Source organism: Sphingomonas sp. Root710 (assembly GCF_001429065.1).
Classification (GTDB): domain Bacteria; phylum Pseudomonadota; class Alphaproteobacteria; order Sphingomonadales; family Sphingomonadaceae; genus Rhizorhabdus.
On sequence record NZ_LMIB01000005.1, the window covers coordinates 23,872 to 38,830 of the forward strand.

Annotated in this window: 25 protein-coding genes; 4 read left to right on the forward strand and 21 right to left on the reverse strand. The window is 61.1% G+C overall.

Going from position 1 to position 14,959, the window contains the following annotated elements; genetic code table 11:
• Positions 1–358 precede the first annotated feature (358 nt).
• Together ASE00_RS09400 and ASE00_RS09405 are read right to left on the reverse strand one after the other, a co-directional pair.
• Positions 359–1,057 (reverse strand): recombinase family protein, encoded by a 699-nt coding sequence (locus tag ASE00_RS09400; protein WP_021223037.1) that lies wholly within the window; start codon positions 1,055–1,057, stop codon positions 359–361.
• On the reverse strand, positions 1,047–1,781 hold the full coding sequence (locus ASE00_RS09405) for a sigma factor-like helix-turn-helix DNA-binding protein (protein ID WP_056379686.1): 735 nt from the start codon (positions 1,779–1,781) through the stop codon (positions 1,047–1,049). The genes ASE00_RS09400 and ASE00_RS09405 overlap by 11 nt, the downstream gene beginning before the upstream one ends.
• A 155-nt stretch (positions 1,782–1,936) precedes the next feature.
• Here ASE00_RS09405 and ASE00_RS09410 point away from each other — a divergent pair, with 155 nt between their 5' ends.
• Together ASE00_RS09410 and ASE00_RS09415 are read left to right on the forward strand one after the other, a co-directional pair.
• A complete protein-coding gene (locus ASE00_RS09410) occupies positions 1,937–2,194 on the forward strand; it encodes a helix-turn-helix domain-containing protein (RefSeq protein WP_056379689.1) in 258 nt (85 codons plus the stop codon).
• Between the two features lie 32 nt (positions 2,195–2,226).
• Positions 2,227–2,487 (forward strand): hypothetical protein, encoded by a 261-nt coding sequence (locus ASE00_RS09415; protein ID WP_226998750.1) that lies wholly within the window; start codon positions 2,227–2,229, stop codon positions 2,485–2,487.
• A gap of 15 nt (positions 2,488–2,502) precedes the next feature.
• On the opposite strand, the gene ASE00_RS09420 is transcribed toward ASE00_RS09415, so the two are convergent.
• The 3 genes from ASE00_RS09420 to ASE00_RS23420 form a co-directional block, all read right to left on the reverse strand.
• A complete protein-coding gene (locus ASE00_RS09420) occupies positions 2,503–2,742 on the reverse strand; it encodes a hypothetical protein (protein ID WP_056379691.1) in 240 nt (79 codons plus the stop codon).
• Between the two features lie 62 nt (positions 2,743–2,804).
• Positions 2,805–3,026: a hypothetical protein gene (locus tag ASE00_RS09425; protein WP_004213291.1), complete on the reverse strand. Its 222-nt coding sequence runs from the start codon at positions 3,024–3,026 to the stop codon at positions 2,805–2,807.
• A gap of 231 nt (positions 3,027–3,257) precedes the next feature.
• On the reverse strand, positions 3,258–3,731 hold the full coding sequence (locus ASE00_RS23420; protein WP_072598985.1) for a hypothetical protein: 474 nt from the start codon (positions 3,729–3,731) through the stop codon (positions 3,258–3,260).
• A 184-nt stretch (positions 3,732–3,915) separates the two neighbouring features.
• Here ASE00_RS23420 and ASE00_RS24040 point away from each other — a divergent pair, with 184 nt between their 5' ends.
• Positions 3,916–4,254, forward strand: a complete 339-nt coding sequence (locus tag ASE00_RS24040; protein ID WP_072598984.1) for a hypothetical protein — start codon at positions 3,916–3,918, stop codon at positions 4,252–4,254.
• Positions 4,255–4,348: 94 nt separating this feature from the next.
• Here ASE00_RS24040 and ASE00_RS09430 read toward each other — a convergent pair whose 3' ends face one another.
• The 8 genes from ASE00_RS09430 to ASE00_RS09465 form a co-directional block, all read right to left on the reverse strand.
• Positions 4,349–4,666, reverse strand: coding sequence for a hypothetical protein (locus ASE00_RS09430; RefSeq protein ID WP_021223033.1), 318 nt, complete (start codon positions 4,664–4,666; stop codon positions 4,349–4,351).
• Between the two features lie 221 nt (positions 4,667–4,887).
• Positions 4,888–5,166, reverse strand: coding sequence for a hypothetical protein (locus ASE00_RS09435; RefSeq protein ID WP_191225261.1), 279 nt, complete (start codon positions 5,164–5,166; stop codon positions 4,888–4,890).
• A gap of 52 nt (positions 5,167–5,218) precedes the next feature.
• Positions 5,219–5,842, reverse strand: coding sequence for a DUF6884 domain-containing protein (locus tag ASE00_RS09440; protein WP_031293059.1), 624 nt, complete (start codon positions 5,840–5,842; stop codon positions 5,219–5,221).
• Positions 5,843–5,853: 11 nt separating this feature from the next.
• Positions 5,854–6,663, reverse strand: coding sequence for a hypothetical protein (locus tag ASE00_RS09445; protein WP_056379693.1), 810 nt, complete (start codon positions 6,661–6,663; stop codon positions 5,854–5,856).
• A complete protein-coding gene (locus ASE00_RS09450) occupies positions 6,660–6,908 on the reverse strand; it encodes a hypothetical protein (protein ID WP_021223029.1) in 249 nt (82 codons plus the stop codon). The genes ASE00_RS09445 and ASE00_RS09450 overlap by 4 nt, the downstream gene beginning before the upstream one ends.
• A gap of 316 nt (positions 6,909–7,224) precedes the next feature.
• Positions 7,225–8,661: a DUF4942 domain-containing protein gene (locus tag ASE00_RS09455; RefSeq protein WP_056379727.1), complete on the reverse strand. Its 1,437-nt coding sequence runs from the start codon at positions 8,659–8,661 to the stop codon at positions 7,225–7,227.
• A gap of 17 nt (positions 8,662–8,678) precedes the next feature.
• Positions 8,679–8,939, reverse strand: a complete 261-nt coding sequence (locus tag ASE00_RS09460; RefSeq protein WP_056379694.1) for a hypothetical protein — start codon at positions 8,937–8,939, stop codon at positions 8,679–8,681.
• Between the two features lie 399 nt (positions 8,940–9,338).
• On the reverse strand, positions 9,339–9,575 hold the full coding sequence (locus ASE00_RS09465; protein WP_056379696.1) for a hypothetical protein: 237 nt from the start codon (positions 9,573–9,575) through the stop codon (positions 9,339–9,341).
• Between the two features lie 465 nt (positions 9,576–10,040).
• On the opposite strand from ASE00_RS09465, the gene ASE00_RS09470 reads away from it, so the two are divergent.
• Positions 10,041–10,331, forward strand: coding sequence for a hypothetical protein (locus ASE00_RS09470; RefSeq protein WP_022684644.1), 291 nt, complete (start codon positions 10,041–10,043; stop codon positions 10,329–10,331).
• Positions 10,332–10,372: 41 nt separating this feature from the next.
• On the opposite strand, the gene ASE00_RS09475 is transcribed toward ASE00_RS09470, so the two are convergent.
• The 8 genes from ASE00_RS09475 to ASE00_RS09510 all read right to left on the reverse strand — a co-directional run bounded on the left by ASE00_RS09475 (position 10,373) and on the right by ASE00_RS09510 (position 14,861).
• Complete coding sequence (locus ASE00_RS09475) at positions 10,373–10,906, reverse strand: hypothetical protein (protein WP_056379698.1); 534 nt, start codon at positions 10,904–10,906, stop codon at positions 10,373–10,375.
• Positions 10,903–11,112, reverse strand: coding sequence for a hypothetical protein (locus tag ASE00_RS09480; RefSeq protein ID WP_056379700.1), 210 nt, complete (start codon positions 11,110–11,112; stop codon positions 10,903–10,905). The genes ASE00_RS09475 and ASE00_RS09480 overlap by 4 nt, the downstream gene beginning before the upstream one ends.
• Before the next feature lie 12 nt (positions 11,113–11,124).
• The gene (locus ASE00_RS09485; protein WP_056379701.1) at positions 11,125–11,391 is read right to left on the reverse strand and encodes a hypothetical protein; all 267 of its coding nucleotides are present in this window, start codon (positions 11,389–11,391) and stop codon (positions 11,125–11,127) included.
• Entirely contained in the window at positions 11,388–11,675 is a 288-nt protein-coding gene (locus tag ASE00_RS09490; protein WP_056379703.1) for a hypothetical protein, read from the reverse strand. Before ASE00_RS09490 ends, ASE00_RS09485 begins: the two co-directional genes overlap by 4 nt.
• An 11-nt stretch (positions 11,676–11,686) precedes the next feature.
• A complete protein-coding gene (locus ASE00_RS09495; protein ID WP_056379706.1) occupies positions 11,687–12,076 on the reverse strand; it encodes a DUF3768 domain-containing protein in 390 nt (129 codons plus the stop codon).
• A gap of 220 nt (positions 12,077–12,296) precedes the next feature.
• On the reverse strand, positions 12,297–13,577 hold the full coding sequence (locus ASE00_RS09500; protein WP_056379707.1) for a Fic/DOC family protein: 1,281 nt from the start codon (positions 13,575–13,577) through the stop codon (positions 12,297–12,299).
• 3 nt (positions 13,578–13,580) lie between these two features.
• On the reverse strand, positions 13,581–13,841 hold the full coding sequence (locus tag ASE00_RS09505; RefSeq protein ID WP_056379729.1) for a hypothetical protein: 261 nt from the start codon (positions 13,839–13,841) through the stop codon (positions 13,581–13,583).
• A 147-nt stretch (positions 13,842–13,988) separates the two neighbouring features.
• Positions 13,989–14,861, reverse strand: coding sequence for an ArdC family protein (locus ASE00_RS09510; RefSeq protein WP_004213405.1), 873 nt, complete (start codon positions 14,859–14,861; stop codon positions 13,989–13,991).
• Between the last annotated feature and the right edge of the window lie 98 nt (positions 14,862–14,959).

Here is a 14,959-nt window from a genome sequence, read left to right on the forward strand (position 1 = left end):
TTTTGCGGCGGAGCTGAGCCACGCGGGCAAGCTGAAAATGGGAGGGTCCGCTTGCGGAAACCCAAGGCCGAAGGCCGGTTTTCTGCTTGCCCGCATTAGTGGTGATGCGGAGTTCGTATCCGTCAGACAGCAACGCCCAAAGGAAACGGCCCGAGTAGATGCAGCAATTTGGACTGGCGGCGGTGGCAGCTGCCACCGGCCATTGGCGCTCATAGGTCGCTGCGCTCGATCGGCGCGGCGGCGATTGGAAAACCCTGTCGCGGTTCCGCCGCTCTTGCCCTGGCTGGTAGTCCGATGACGCGGGCAGGGGACTGCCGGTGGCAGCTGCCACCGGCTTGAAGCCGAACAGAAAGGGCGATCAGCGATTCCGCTCATGGTGATTTCGTTGAGGGCTGGGTTCTTGCACCTGGGCGGCACGGTGGGCCGCCCATACCCGCTTGACGGTGCTGCGGTCGCAATCGGCCAGCTCTGCGGTTTTGGCGATGCTCTTGCCCGCCTCGCGCAATGCCACAATGCGGGCGTGCGTTGCCCGATCGCCTTTGCGCCCTCCACTGCGGCCTGCGGCCTTTGCCAAGGCGATACCTTGGCGCTGTCGCTCGCGCCGATCGGTGTAATCGTCGTGGGCCATCTGCAGGGCGATCTTCAAGAGCATCGCCTGAACGGATTCGAGCACGATGCGGGCGATGCCCTCGGCGTCGGCCGCGAGGTCGGACAGGTCCACGACGCCGGGGATGGCAAGTCGCGCGCCTCGCGCACGAATTGTCTCAACCAGTTGCTCGGCCTCGGCCAAGGGAAGACGACTAATCCGGTCGATCTTCTCGGCAATCACCACTTCACCGGGTTGAAGATCGGCAATCATGCGCAGCAACTCGGGGCGGTCGGCACGGGCACCCGATGCCTTCTCCCGATAGACTGCCGCGACATAATAGCCCGCTGCCTTCGCCTCGGCCACGATGGCATCCTGTCGGCGTAAGTCCTGTGCATCGGTGCTGACGCGCAAATAAACGCGGGCGATCTGCGGCGCGAGGGCAGGGGACGGCTCAATATCAGTGGCCATCGTTTGTTGAAGCTTCCTTGCCTAGCTGGGGACCATCCGGGGGAGAAGCCAGCATGTTGGATATGCTGGCTTCTGCGCTCGCGATCGCATCGCGGATTTCATCGGCCTGTTCGCGCAGCGCCGCTAATTGGCGGTCGCGCGGCAAAATTGCCCTCAGCCAATTAGCGCGCTGCTCGATTTGAGCGATCTGTTCGGCAAAAAACTGAGCGTCGGATTTCATCCGATCAAGCTCAGCCTGCGCCATGCGTAGTTTACGGTTCCAAGCGGAATCGCGCGCCTTCGCTCGCCTGACCTCATCCCGGTCTTGCTTGGCCTTGCGCTTCCGCTCCTGATCTAGCGCCTTTTGCAAGGCATCGCGTTTCCTGATCCGCTCGGCCTCAGCCGCTTCATCATGCCGGCGCGCGATCAAAGCATCCAACGCCGAACGATCGTGAATGTCTATGTTGTTGCAGACCCATCTGATCCTTCGGAATGCCTTGTCCTCGATTTGGCCGATGCGGCTTGGCGACACACCGACGATCTTTGCAGTCGCGGCTAGAGTGAGCGCGGGAGAGGGGCCAAGCCCGATCCGCAAGCGGACAACCTGTTGCTCATGCGGCTCCAGCATCGCGATCAACCGCTCGATGGTTCGATGGTCGGTAATCGGCCTCTCCACATCGCGCTTTGCAAGCCGAGCTGCGAACAGCTCCATGGCCGATTTCATCGCGTCGTCCTGACCGTCCATGCAGGGTTTGAACCTCGCTCGTCCAAATATGGCGCACAATCTATACCATCTGCGCTAGGCGCGAAAGCCATGGCGCAGAAAGCCGTTTGAGCAACCCTATTGCGCCATGCCGTTGGAACCGACATTCTGCGCCTAGCGAAAAGGAAACGAGCGCGATGCCAACCCTACACCTGAAACGAACATCGCCGTTGATGACCCAGCTCGGGGCCAACATCGCTCGCGAACTAAAGAAACTAGGCATAACTCAAGGGGAGTTGTCCGAACGCTCGGGCGTTGCGGCGTCGCATATTTCATACATGGTTCGCGGACAAGGCAATCCAACGCTTGCGACCTTGGAGAGCCTTGCCGATGTTTTCAGATTATCGGTTGTCGAATTATTGGCAGCGGATAGCACTTCCGACGATAAGTCCTGAAAGGCAGTCGCTTTATTTGATTGGAACGATCTATGTCCAGTAACCCGCCCCGCGAATTTGACCGCCTGCCACAAGATGCGCCGTTGGTGCGGGCAATGGGGGGAGCACTCTCGATTTTTGCCACGCTGCTTGCGCGCCAAGGCATTGTCGAGACGGGCGAGGTCGCAAACTTGTTGGGTATCTATGCGGTAGCGACAAGCGAAGTCGATAACGAAGAGGGCATGATCTTGGGATGCTGGGCAGCTATGATCCGCGACGTGGCAGAGCAACAGCGCAAAGCCGCTCGCGGATAAACCCCGCGCATGGCGCTAGCCGTGCGCCGCCTCGATGTGCTGGGCCAGCTCGGCCAGATGATCGGGATCAAGTAGATCCTCTGCGGCAAGATCGACCGCGAAAAACTCGCCCTCACGGGGAGGCGCGCGATCGGCGGCAAACGCGGCCAGATAGGGCCGTGCCTCGTCCGTGGCGATCCAGCGCCAGAAAGCATTGCCCTGGCCGAATAAACCGCTCTCGAACATATCGAGCCGTGCTTGTGCGAAGTCGGTCAATTTGCGTCTCCTGACAATCGGGCGGTTCGGCAAAAAAAGGGAGGCCGAAGCCTCCCTTTGTCTTACTGGAACAGTTTGATGAATGCGGGCGCGAGGCCGATGACTGCGAGGACGAAACCGACACTGCCGATGACCCAGGTTTGCGCCGTCAGCTTGCTTTCGATTCCCTTGTTCGCCTCCTGAACCTTCACGGCGATATACTCCTCAATAGCCTCTACAACTTCCGCTGCGGCGTCGTCGGACAGATTAGCCGCTTTCAGTGCTCTAAACAATTTGATGTGCATCCGGTTCTCCTTCTCGTTGGTGACGGGAGACACCCGGCATGGGCACCGGCGCCGGCTGTCAGGGACCGCGAAGCGGCCGCGTTAGCGGGCGGTGGGGGAGCCGATTTGCGTAGCAAATTGGGGGAACCGCCGATCCTTGAAAGCTGGCGCGCACCCATGCCAAAATGCCACGACACACAGAGAGAAGAGATTGCACGGGCCGGGGTTCGATGCCCCGGCCCGTGCACGCGGCTACGGAGTTACGGTCAGCGCGGCCCCGGTGTTGAGGTTAGCATTGTAGTTGCAGCTAGACCCGAAATTCACCGAATTGAAAAAGAACGACGTTGCGTTGTTTCCGCTCTTCATAATGGTGAAGGGCACGTTCTGCGACGTGCTGCAACCATTGAGGTTGCCGCCAATGATCCTGAATCCATGCAGAACCCCGGTCGTAGCTGACGTAGCTGACCAGGTGGTGGCGGGCACCGAAAGCTGGCCGCAATTCGGATTGGTATCTCCGACACCGCCGGAAATTGTTCCGCCCGTGGATGAGGTGGTTTGCGCCTGCCAAGTCCAACCGCAAGCCCAAATATTACTGCCCTGAACCACGTTCCCACCTCCCTTGAGGGTGAACGGGTAGCTCGTTGGTGCAACGGTCGCTGCGAACGATGGGCTTGCCAGGGCAAGCGTCGCCAATGCGCCAAGCATGGCGCGAACAGCCATTTTCATGGCTCTCTCCTTTTCAGGTTGTGGGACCGGTCCTCGCGGTTATCCGGCTCCCGTTAGCGGGATCATTCCCCGCCCCTGAAAAGTAACGCGAAGGGGCGGGCCGACGCCAATCAACTTATTGTGATCGCTTGCTTGCGGTCGGTGGCGCGCAGGCTCATATCCTGATGGTTGGTGAGGAAGGCGTATGGGCGTAGCGGCAAATTCATTGAAGATATGCGCGTTGCTCTCGATCGCAGCGCCGGTTGCCGCGCAGTCTGCCAGAGAACACCCGCGCGTCGTCACTACGCCAGATGGCCGCACCGTGTATGTGGTGCCGGCGCAGCCGGGGGCTAGTCGCACGAACAGACCCCCGGTGCGAACCGTAGTCACGCCCGATGGCCGCACCGTTTACGTTGTGGAAGAACAGCCCAAGGACACGCGCAGCCCAAGGCAACGTTGCATTGATGAGGAAGTGGCGCGCGAAGGCGGTTCGCCTTCGCAGCTCACAATGGGCGCGATCGACCTAAAATGCAGCCAGCGTTAAACGATAAGCTCTAGGCCCGCACTGGATGGGGCACCGAGATCATCGGTTTCGGTCAACGGGCGAAAAGGGGCGGGCCAGGCCCGCCCCCCCGGCGTCAGCCGGATTGGCCGCGCTTTGCTTTGGCCTCTAGGACTAAGGCGACAAGCTGCGGATCAAAGCACTCGCCGCGCTCGATGTTGCGGATGCCGGGACCGTCCAGCACATCCTTGATGCGATCCGCAATGATCTGCGCCAGCTCGGCCGAAACAGCCTCGATGTCGGCGCTCGTCTTGCCGATGAACATCGGATCTTTCGGCCACATGCTCTCCGCATCGAAATGGTCCTTGTCGTTGACCGCATTCCTCAAGGCGTCGATCGCTGCATTTCCAAGCGCGCGCTCGAAAGCCAGCTGAGCGAACAGACGATGAGACATAACAACCTCCTTGTTGCCGGAATTGGCAAGGCCAAGGGGAGGGTCGCGCCGGGTCGGGTCAGGGACCGCGAAGCGGCCGCGCTAGCGGGCGGTGGGGGAGCCGATTTGCGCAGCAAATTGGGGGGACCGCCGATCCTTGATGCGGCCTGGTGCGTCCCTCATGCTAGGAGGACACTGACGGGGGGATTTAACAAATCAACGCCTGCCCGAAGGGCAGACCGCTACCTTGGGGCTTCCCTCGCCCGCACCATGGCGCTGTATTCCAGCAGTGCTTGCCGGACATTCTCATCATCGGTGACGGTAAGGGCATGACTGGTTGCGGACGCATGATCCGTCCGCATTTCAAGCCACGAGATACGCGCTGCATCTGGCTTCTGACGGTCCTGTTCCAGTGCAATTTGTTCGCTGTAACCGGCGATCACGTCATTGATCGCCTCAAGCGCTGCCTCATAGGCAATGGCCTGATCTTGCGTCCACAAGGGTTCTGAGGGGGCGTCCATAATCACAGGCTAATTTAAGGTGTCAAACCGCCTGACGGCAAGCTGCACTCCGTCACCATTCTTGAGCGAGCCAAGCGAGTTGCTGGCCGATCCCAAGCCCTTCCATCGGCGCGGACGCGCGCCGCTCGATTTGCGGCCACAAAGGGTCGCGATAGTGTCGGCCTGCGAGAACGATCAGCGGCGCAGCGGCGTCGATCTGGTCGGCCATCGCCTCGATCACGCGCGCGCCCCAAAGGCGGCGCGCGCTTGCCTTCATCGCGCATAGCGTCTCGTCATAAGGCGCGATCACGGTTTCCGGCGCGATCAGGCCATGCTTTGCGGACAGGATGAACCATGGCCCTCCCTGCCTTTCGACATAGGCGCGTGCCTTCTGAAACCATGGCGATATGTAAAGATCGCGCGCCGGGGCGGGACGGTCCAGTTTCGCCGCTACGCAAGCGACAAGGAAAATCGGAGGCGGGGGCGGGGCCGGTTCAATTGCGGGCAAAGGTGCGGCCTCAAGATCAGCAATGACGGTGCAGCGGCCCCATTTCTGCAACTGGCGCTGCCATCCTTTCGGCGGCCCCTTACGCTCGGCAACGTGGGAAAGGGTCGGGCCGCCGAACAGGTCGGGTTGTTCCCCGATGCGTTGCACCGGGGGAATGTAGCGGGGTTCTCGGATGCAATGACGTGCCATGCTCGATCCCGTCAAAAGGCGAAAGCGGTCTGGCCGCTCGCCTCGGTGTAGCTGTCACTATCGCCTGCGGCATAGCGGTCGCGGCCCTTGGGGGACCATTGCAGGAAACCCGAACGGTCATAGGAGAACCAACCGTCCTCAATCCCGACGATGAAGGACCATGCCTTATCCTCGGCGCATGGGCCGTGAAGATTGATCGGCCAATGCTCGGCCCCGCGATCCTGCTGGCACGGGGACGGGGCGGAAAAGCTGCGCAGCATGGCGGCGCGATCGGTCGGCTCGGTCGCTCCCATTTCCCGCATGATCTGGCGGGCCTCCCCGGTGCTGATGTGGCCGCTCGCCTTCTTGTCCTCATGGTGCGAGTAGGTCAGGCCATAGACAACGGCATTGAAGATGTTGCGCGGCTCGGTGAACTCCTGCGTTTCCAGCAAGTCACGCCATTTCCCGGCGCTGATAAGGTCCACCGCATGATGCCAGAGCGAATGAGCGCGATTGCTGTAGCCGTGGCGGTTCGTCACGCCATCGCGAGCGATCTCGATCCCTAGCGCGCGCTCGACGTGCTGCACAAAAGGATGGGCGGCAAGCAAAGGATGGCGAAGGCCGATCTTGCGCGGCTCGTCCTGCTCTGCGCGGATAACCTCAATGGGGAATTGGAACAGGCGCGACGGCAGATTCCACGGCGCGGAAAGGGGAAAGTCGCGGGGCACATCAAGCGCCCCGTTAATGTCCAGCAGAAAGCCGTTCGGCGCGAAGCCTGCGGCAATGATCTGGTCGCCCAGCTCGTCGGCCTGCGCGGTGCGGATCGCGGCGGCGGCGCTCATGCGCTCAACTCCGCATAGGTGGCGCTGCACTCGTAGCGGATCGCATCGCCATCCCACATAGGACCGCAAACGCCCTTGAATTTCGGTGCGCCCTGCAACTCAAGCCGCTGGCTCGGATTGCTGTTGTAACCGCTGCATTGAAGCCCCTCGACCGCTGCCCGGTTGACGATGGTTTCAAAGGTCGCGCCCTCGATCTCGATCCGGTCAAAGTCTTGCTCGGTCTGGCGGTAGATACGGATTTTCACGGGCTTTCCCTTCCTAATTGAGCCGAAGGCGATGACGGGTCATCGACTTCTGCCGAAAGCGGGCGACGCTGGGCCGGGGAATGCCGCAAACGGGGCCGGTCAGGCGGGAGGGGGATCACCCGTCCTGCACGGAGCGGAGCGAAGGAAGGGCGGGGAAACCCGCCTGATCGCCAAGCGGAGCCGCGCAGCGGCGGAGACGGTCTAGCCCTTGCGGCAGGGGGCAGGAACAGGCCCCAAACGCGACAAATCAGCGCGGCGGCTTACCGCCTCAATCTGCGCCAGGACAGGCGGTGGCAGCTGCCACCGCCTGCACCGATCAGCCAGGCTTGCGGATCGCAAGCAAAACGGTGTTCACGTTGGTTCCGGCGTGGGCGAAAGAACCGGGGGGAAGGTCGATCCATTTGCGGCCGTGGAAATAGATCGCCTCGCAAGCAGCGATCATGCGGTGTAGCGCCTTGTGGCGCTGATCCTCGCCATACTCTGCCCGCGCGCTCATGATCGCCACCAGCACGCCTCCCGGCTTGAGAAAGGCGAGGGCATGACGCACATGGTCACAGTCGCGGCCTCGATCAAAAGGCGGGTTCATTATCACCGCGTCGAACGGTGCATAATGGGCCGGGTCCAGCGCAAGAAAATCGCCCTCGATCGCATCGGCAAAGCCATGGATTATGCGTAGTTCATGGGCGAAGCCGGGTTGCAGCTCCACGCAAGTTACATCGGCACCGGCGTTGCGCGCGGCCGAAGCAAGCGCGGCCTTCCCCGCGCTAGGCTCTAGAACGCGCTGGCCTGTGCTAATCCTCGCATGTTCGATGACCTGGGCGGCGATCTCCGGGGAAGTCATGAACGCGCCGAAGTTCTTGGCGGGCGTGATATGATAGGCCGGGGCCGCTTCGGCCTCGGTCGTCTCATAGCCGTCACCGATAGCCTCGCCGTAGTATTCCGCGAGCAACAGATTCACGTTCTGCAAAAGGTCGTCGCGCTCAAACCATATGTGCAGATTGCCATTCTTGAAGACGCGAACGCGGAAATAGTCGCCCTCGATCACGGTTGGCAGCGATCCGCGCACGCGCGCGGCATCGGCAACCTGTGAAGCGATGCTCTGGCCCTCTGAAACAGGGGGCTTTTCGTCCAGTTCCAGAAAGACGCGCTCCACGTCCCGCAACGTGTCGCGGCGCTCGTAGCGGTCCCATGATCCCCATTCGTTCAAGGCGCGGTCGATGATGAGACGCGCGCCGATCTTGAAACCGTTGTGCGAGCGAAAGCGGCGATCCAGCTTGGCGAAGACGTTGGCGATGCCGCGCAAATAAAGGTCGCGCCGGTTGGTCCAGATATTCCCGAAAGTCGCGGCGCAGTTGTCGGGCGTGAACGGCACGGGATCATCGCGCAAGCCGTCATGAAACTCCTTCCGGGCCTGCTGGTCTAGCAGCTGGTCAAAACCCAGCTGCTCCATGAGGGCCGCCCAGCACCGGCGGTCCATCGTGTGCGTCAAGACGCGCTCGAAATTGTAGCGTGCGTCGATGGTCTTGCGCGCTCCCGTCTCCTTGTCGCGCTGGTCGATAGGCTGCGACTGGATAAAAGCGCGGGTCAACGTGTCCTCGGTCCAGTCGCGGCCACATGACAGCGACAGTGCGCCGCCAAGGGTCAGGCGCGCCGCCTCGTCGCGGGTTGCATGGTAGTTGTCATAGAGGCTCAGCCAAAGGGCTATGGCCTTGTCTCGGCCGTCGCAAATATCCGCAATCTGCGCGGGCGTCATAAGCTCCTGGCCCATGCTCACGCCCCCCCGACAATAAGAGCACCAAAGCCGAAGCCCTCGGCGGCGTCCTCGATGGTGGTCACAAGGCCGTCAAAATCTTCATCCGGCCCTAGTAGGTCGGCAACCTCGATGACGGCGGGAAGGTCAGCGCCATGATTTTCGGCAAGGTCTTTGATGTAGCCGAAGCGGTCGAAATTGCCCTCTTCCTCATAGCGAGCGAGCGGGATGGTGCGGGCGGCGTTGATCCGAAGAATCGTTGCCAGCGGAATGTCGGTCATGTGCTGTTTTCCCTGCCTAGAATGGAGCCGAAGGCGATGACGGGTCATCGACTTCTGCCCAGCGGCGAGCAGGGCCGGGGAATGCCGCAAATCAGGGCCGATCAGGGGGGAGGGGGATCACCCGTCCTGCACGGAGCGTAGCGAAGGAAGGGCGGGGAAACCCGCCTGATCGCCAAGCGAGGCCGCATAGCGGCCGAGACGGTCCAGCCCTTGCGGCAGGGGGCAGGAACAGGCCCCAAAGTCGGACAGCGGACGCGGCGGCATTGCCGCCTCAATCTAGGGAAAAGCGCCCGCTAGGTCATAGCGTAGCGGCGACCTAGCGGGCGCTGCGGCATGTCGCCGGCGACATGCCCAACGGATAGCGCCGGAAGCATCCAAACAATCGGATCCTCCGTCATTTTAGTTGCCCGAGCGGTTGCGCGACACGTCCGCATAAGGTTTGCGGCGGCACTGGCTGCACCGAAGCCGCGCGATCAGCTCGTAAATGCAAGTATCGAAAGAGATGCGGCGCGAGCGGGCGAAGTCGCCCAGCGGGGCGACGACGCGGCGACCGCAAGCGCACTGGATTCGCAGATAGCAGCCTTGCCGATACCAGATAGGATCAATGGGCTTGGGGCGGTTGTAGTTCGCGGCCATTGGGCGCTTATGCGCCAAACGGAACAGGAGGGGAACGCGCCGCGCGCGCGCCGGTTATTGGATTGGCAAGGGAAAAGGGCTATATAGGCAATGCTTCGTGTGCTGATTCATTTCACGCACCTACCTGAACCCGCCGTGCTGTCACACGGCGGGTTCAAACATTTAGGGCGGGCGGCCCTGTCAGACCACCCGCCCCGCTGGATCAGCCCTTATCGGACTTCCCCAGCTTCACAATTGCGATCACGAGCGCGATGGCTGCGATCGTCAATTGAGCTGCTTCATATGCTGTCAAATCACATCACCTCCTTTGAGCGAGAGGATTTGCGAAGGGCCGCTGTCACAGTCCCTCGCCCTCGCTCGATGAAGGCTATACAACGGATTGGCGGGAACGCGCGCGAAACGCTCTTCATATTTTCATAAAGCCGTGGGATCATCGCCAGCGACCGTTGATGAAAAGGGGAAGCTATGGGCCTCGTATCGCAGGTTAGCGCCGATGACCGGGAAAGCGCATGGCGAATAGTCCGTCATCGCGAAATCATGGAACGACTGATTCCGCTTTGGGCCGTGCTTGGCGTCGCACTGGTGCTGATGGGCGTGGACCTGGGCGGGCGTCTGCTGTGGACGCTGCCGATGATCGGATATGTCTTTGGGGTGATGGCGGTCGATCACGGCCCTGATTACCGCGCCGCGAATTATTGGGTGCCGGTCCTGGGAAGCCAAGCGGCGGCGCTGCTGCCTCTCATCGCCAGATTCTAGATCTCTCTGGAGCGGTGGCAGCTGCCACCGCTCCACGCGCGTCAAGCTCTGCCCTCGAAGCGGGCGATCAGCTGCTCCGCTACGGAAGTAATTTCGGCGGGGTCGGCGGTTTGAGTGCAATCGCCACCTACAACAGCGCCGAGCGTGCCGCCGTCCAGTTGGACAACGTGGACACGCCACACGTCGCGCCGGAGTTCGTATTGATCGGGAAGCGGCCTCTGCATGATTTCATGAAACACCAGGTCAACCCATTGGCGCGCGTCCGGATCAGAAGACGCATCGGCGTAGTCCGCGCGGCTCGCCATGACGCTGTATCGGTCGCCTAGCATGAATTGGCGTTCGCGCCCGCGCCGGTCCTGCTCGATCCGCGTCACGCGATCTTTTTCCGCCCGCTTCATGGCCTGTTTCATCCGAACATCGTCGGCGCCGCGCGTCAGCGCCGCCATGATGTTCGGGACGCGCGCGGGCATGTAATGCCCCGCGCGCTCGGCCGCCTCGATCACAAATTGCAAATCGCTGATCTCTGTGGGGGAAAGGGTGACGCGAACGGCGCTCGCCGTGTTGCTGATCTTCATGGCTGCGGCTCCGGCTCATCCTTCGCCTTGTAGGCGGCAAGGCCAATCCATGATCCGTTGTCGCCGCGAAACTGGCGCACAACATCGCCACCGTCCCAATGGCCGGTGAAGATGCCGCGCCGGTTGATGCCGCCGACGGGGCGCGTGCGCGCCGCCAGAAGGCGGGCGCGGCGCGTGTCTCGATCTAGGTGGCGCATGGGTTGCATGGTCAATCCTTCCTATTCGCTGGCGGTGTCGAGTTGCGTGCCGATCTCGTCGGCGTCGAAGTCTTCAAGGGATGAAATCGCGCTTTCCAGTTCGGAAATTGCGGCTTCCATCGCCTGCGCGCGTTCGCTGTCCTCAAGGCTGGGGGGCAGATTCTCGCGGGCGGCCTGCTCGTCATCCTTGATGGTTTCGAGCATGTCGCGCGCCTCGTCCAACAGGGCCTTGCCCTTGTCGATCAGCGCGCGGGCGGCGACGATCTGCTTACGGCGTTCGCGGTTCATGCTTCTGCCCTCACGTCGCCGCTGTCGATCTGAAAGCCTGCGCGGGCCAGCTCGTCACAAAGGGCGCGCTGCCGATCCTCGCGGGTGCCGCTGATGGCGATGTAGCTGCACCGGCCATCGTGGAAGGCGAAGCCTGCGCGTTTCAGGCATCCGCGAAACCGCTGGTGGGTGCGGTCGCTCCAATCCAATGTGCCCGCATAGTTGCGGAAGGCGGCGACGGCGCAGACGGAACCGTAATTCTCATCACGCCAGCTAAGCTCGATAACCGGGGCCGATTTGGTCATGGTGGCCTCCCTCAATATTCGCTGGTCAGGAGAATGGTGAGCACGCGGGTTGTGGCATCGGGGTTCCACGGTTCGGCGCTGCCAAATTCAAGATCGCGGTCGTAATAGTCGAACTTCCACATGACCGAGAGGGCAGGGCGCGCGCTGTCGTCGGTCCAGCGGGTATGCCATTGGCCGATCACGTCGCGATAAAGGAAACCGGCGTCATGCTCGCCGTGCGGGTCGTTGTCGGGTGTGAAATCCTCAAAGCCCTCGATCATCTTGAGAATGTCGGTCTGCGTATTCTCGTCCAGCGCCGCGATGCCTTGCGTAATCACGGTGCGACAAGTCACGCCCATCGTTCGCCGCGCAATGTCGTTCAGCGCCGCAACGGTGGCGATCTGGTCAGTTGTCGCTTCCATTTTCCTCACTCCTTTAGGCGAAGCCGCTGCCTGCGGCCTGCGGCTCTGACCCGCTGGCGAAGCGCGGGATGGGGAGGGGGAAGCAAAATCGATGAAGGGCGGGTGCCCTTGGCGTTCCCCCCGGTGGCAGCTGCCACCACCGGCAAGGCGCGGCCCTGGGCCGCTCGATCCTATGTGGCAGCTGACAGACTATTAAGCGCGCGGCCCTGGCCGCTCATTTTCAGCGCTCGCGGTCCTTTGATTTCTCGGCGGTCGGCGTCGGTGATTTGCCTTCGCGCAATGTTGCGGCGACATGGGCCTTTGCGCTTTCGACGATCTGCGCCAGCTGTTCCTTCGATGCGCCGCGCTCGGTGGCTGTGGCGACGCGCTTATCAATGGCGAGCTGGAATTGCGCGAACCTGGCATCGGCCCGGTTCTGCTCGGGCGAGTTTTTCTCGAATTGCGCAGCAAGGCGTAGATCAACCTGACTGACGCCGGGAGGCATGACTTGCAGACGTAGCGCGCGATCGGCGGCCTGAATGTCGCGGTCGGTCATCTTCGAAAGGAAATCTGCGGCGCCCGCGCTGATGGCGCGGACTCTTTGCAGCGGGTCCATGCCCTCGGACCAATTGACTTCGATCTGATGATAGCGGCGCTGCTCAATCAGCTGAAGGTGGTGCATCGGCCCTTTGGGGTCACGGAAAAAGGCAAGCTCCTGCGCTGAACGCGCGGCCAGCTGGCGCATGTCAGCGGACGTTTCCGCGATCCGGTTAAGCTGCTCATGCTGCCGCGACGCAACGGTTTGCGCAGTAGGCAGGTAACGGCTGATTTGATCCTTGGCCTGCTCGATACTCATTGCGCGTCGTTCGCCAACTGGCATGAGGGATTCCATCGAGGGCGGAAACGCGATGCCCGCTGCCCCACGCGCTGGCTCGACGCGGTTCTGTTCGAGCGGCATTGCATCACGGATGACTTTGGCGAGGGAGGCGTGATTTCCGGTATGGAAGCTGTCGCGGCTCGCCTCCATCCAGTCCTTCGGCCCCATTGCCTGGATTGAGACGAATTTTTCGGCCGCAAGGGAATGTAGCTGCAAGTGCAGCCGCATGGTGCGGCCATTGCCCTCACGGAACGGATGAACGGCATTTAATTCGGAAATATGCCGCCCCATGGTATCGGCAAAGCGATCACGATCCATCGACTTGAGGGTTTGGAGGTCGGGCAGCTGCTTAAATTCGTGCTCCATGCTGCGGGCAATGAAGTGCGCTCGGGCAAAAGTGCTGCCGGGTTTGCTTATGTCCACAGTTCGAAAGCGCCCCGCCCAATCATATACGTCCTGAAACAGATGATTGTGCAGCTCGCGATACTCGCGCGCGTTCGTCGCCGGCGCGGCGCGCTGCACGACAAGCTCGCCATGTCGGACAACCGAGAAGAAAGCTTCTCGCTCCTTGAGGATATTATCGTCGCGGATTCCCAGCTTGTTCCGAAGAACGTCGCTGTTACGCCAGGTGTAAGGGTCGCTCACCTGTCATGCAGCGAGTTTCTGGCGGGACAGAACATCACGGTTGTAGTCCTGCGCCAGACCAATCGCCACATCGACGGGAATTTGGGTTTCGACCAACAGCAAACAAAAAGAGTGGTCATCCGAAACCAATTCAAGTCCTTCAATCTTGCAATTTGCGATTGCCTCGCAATAAGCTGCCATAACGGCAGGAATGTCTTCCTGCCGACGAGGCTCATACCCCATCGCGTTGATGCGATTCCTGTAGGTGTCGATGATATTTTCCATTTTGCACCTAAAAACGACCTGCTCCCGCCCATAGTTAACATGTCGGGATTTGTATATAAACCACATTGAGTAGCCCCCGAATTTCACCTTCCCAAAGCGGGACGCCGCGCTTGCGCGGCGTCTCGTGCATTTTGCAGGGCGGGGCATTCAATCCGCTTGGTCGGTCATCATCGCCAACAGGTAGTCGGCGGCGTTCTGTGCCTCACGGGCGGCCTCAAAAATGGCGCGCTTGTCATTGCGGAGCGCGGTCAACCAGTGCTCGATATACGCGGCATGATCTTCGCGTTCCTCGACCTTGAAACCGACAATCGCACCGATGAAGGATGCGCCCAGCTCGGCCACGAGTTCGTCCCTCGCGTAGTCGGCGCGGCTCGTTGAAATCAAGGTTTTCCGGTTGAGGCGGCTTTCATGCCCTGCATGATGCACGGCCTCGTGCGCAAGCGTGGCATAGTAGTCGTCGGCGGAATGGAACGCTTCAAAAGCGGGCATTTGGATATAGTCGTCGCGGGTGTGATAATAGGCTTGCGATCCGCCAATGCGAACGGTTGCGTCGATGCGAGAGAACATCACTTCAAGTTCAACATCGCGGGTTTCGGGATTGGTGATGATCGGGGCGGGCGCGGGATATTTGCCGTCCAGTCCCTCGACCTGATCGGCATTGAAAACCGTGTATCGTTTCAGGAACGGAATGGCGCGCTCGTCGTCCGTTTCGGAGTCTTTAACGACAAGCTTGTTGGCATAGACAACGGTGGTCCCCTTGCTGCCCTTCCTGACATTGCCGCCAAGCTCCAATGCCTGTTTGAAGGTCAGCCAATAGGGCGAGGCGAAGCCCTGACGCATGGCACTGGCCCAAAGGCTGAGGACATTGATCCCACGATAGGCAACCCCATTGTGCCGGAGCGGAATGGTCGGCCCACCGCTCCACGGCTTCACCCAAGGCTTTGTCCCCGCTTCCAACATCGCAAGAATGTCGTCGGTGACGGCCTGATAAATGTCGATCCGGTTCGTTTCCTTGGCCATTTTCCTCACTCCTTTAGGCGAAGCCGCTGCCTGCGGCCTGCGGCTCTGACCCGCTGGCGAAGCGCGGGATGGGGAGGGGGAAGCAAAATCGATGGGAG

Bases quoted from the DNA above. Each gene is read 5' to 3' on its own strand.
- ASE00_RS09400 (WP_021223037.1), bottom strand. From the start codon at position 1,057: ATGGCCACTGATATTGAGCCGTCCCCTGCCCTCGCGCCGCAGATCGCC.
- ASE00_RS09405 (WP_056379686.1), bottom strand. From the start codon at position 1,781: ATGGACGGTCAGGACGACGCGATGAAATCGGCCATGGAGCTGTTCGCA.
- ASE00_RS09410 (WP_056379689.1), top strand. From the start codon at position 1,937: ATGCCAACCCTACACCTGAAACGAACATCGCCGTTGATGACCCAGCTC.
- ASE00_RS09415 (WP_226998750.1), top strand. From the start codon at position 2,227: ATGTCCAGTAACCCGCCCCGCGAATTTGACCGCCTGCCACAAGATGCG.
- ASE00_RS09425 (WP_004213291.1), bottom strand. From the start codon at position 3,026: ATGCACATCAAATTGTTTAGAGCACTGAAAGCGGCTAATCTGTCCGAC.
- ASE00_RS23420 (WP_072598985.1), bottom strand. From the start codon at position 3,731: ATGAAAATGGCTGTTCGCGCCATGCTTGGCGCATTGGCGACGCTTGCC.
- ASE00_RS24040 (WP_072598984.1), top strand. From the start codon at position 3,916: ATGGGCGTAGCGGCAAATTCATTGAAGATATGCGCGTTGCTCTCGATC.
- ASE00_RS09430 (WP_021223033.1), bottom strand. From the start codon at position 4,666: ATGTCTCATCGTCTGTTCGCTCAGCTGGCTTTCGAGCGCGCGCTTGGA.
- ASE00_RS09435 (WP_191225261.1), bottom strand. From the start codon at position 5,166: ATGGACGCCCCCTCAGAACCCTTGTGGACGCAAGATCAGGCCATTGCC.
- ASE00_RS09440 (WP_031293059.1), bottom strand. From the start codon at position 5,842: ATGGCACGTCATTGCATCCGAGAACCCCGCTACATTCCCCCGGTGCAA.
- ASE00_RS09445 (WP_056379693.1), bottom strand. From the start codon at position 6,663: ATGAGCGCCGCCGCCGCGATCCGCACCGCGCAGGCCGACGAGCTGGGC.
- ASE00_RS09455 (WP_056379727.1), bottom strand. From the start codon at position 8,661: ATGACGCCCGCGCAGATTGCGGATATTTGCGACGGCCGAGACAAGGCC.
- ASE00_RS09460 (WP_056379694.1), bottom strand. From the start codon at position 8,939: ATGACCGACATTCCGCTGGCAACGATTCTTCGGATCAACGCCGCCCGC.
- ASE00_RS09465 (WP_056379696.1), bottom strand. From the start codon at position 9,575: ATGGCCGCGAACTACAACCGCCCCAAGCCCATTGATCCTATCTGGTAT.
- ASE00_RS09470 (WP_022684644.1), top strand. From the start codon at position 10,041: ATGGGCCTCGTATCGCAGGTTAGCGCCGATGACCGGGAAAGCGCATGG.
- ASE00_RS09475 (WP_056379698.1), bottom strand. From the start codon at position 10,906: ATGAAGATCAGCAACACGGCGAGCGCCGTTCGCGTCACCCTTTCCCCC.
- ASE00_RS09480 (WP_056379700.1), bottom strand. From the start codon at position 11,112: ATGCAACCCATGCGCCACCTAGATCGAGACACGCGCCGCGCCCGCCTT.
- ASE00_RS09485 (WP_056379701.1), bottom strand. From the start codon at position 11,391: ATGAACCGCGAACGCCGTAAGCAGATCGTCGCCGCCCGCGCGCTGATC.
- ASE00_RS09490 (WP_056379703.1), bottom strand. From the start codon at position 11,675: ATGACCAAATCGGCCCCGGTTATCGAGCTTAGCTGGCGTGATGAGAAT.
- ASE00_RS09495 (WP_056379706.1), bottom strand. From the start codon at position 12,076: ATGGAAGCGACAACTGACCAGATCGCCACCGTTGCGGCGCTGAACGAC.
- ASE00_RS09505 (WP_056379729.1), bottom strand. From the start codon at position 13,841: ATGGAAAATATCATCGACACCTACAGGAATCGCATCAACGCGATGGGG.
- ASE00_RS09510 (WP_004213405.1), bottom strand. From the start codon at position 14,861: ATGGCCAAGGAAACGAACCGGATCGACATTTATCAGGCCGTCACCGAC.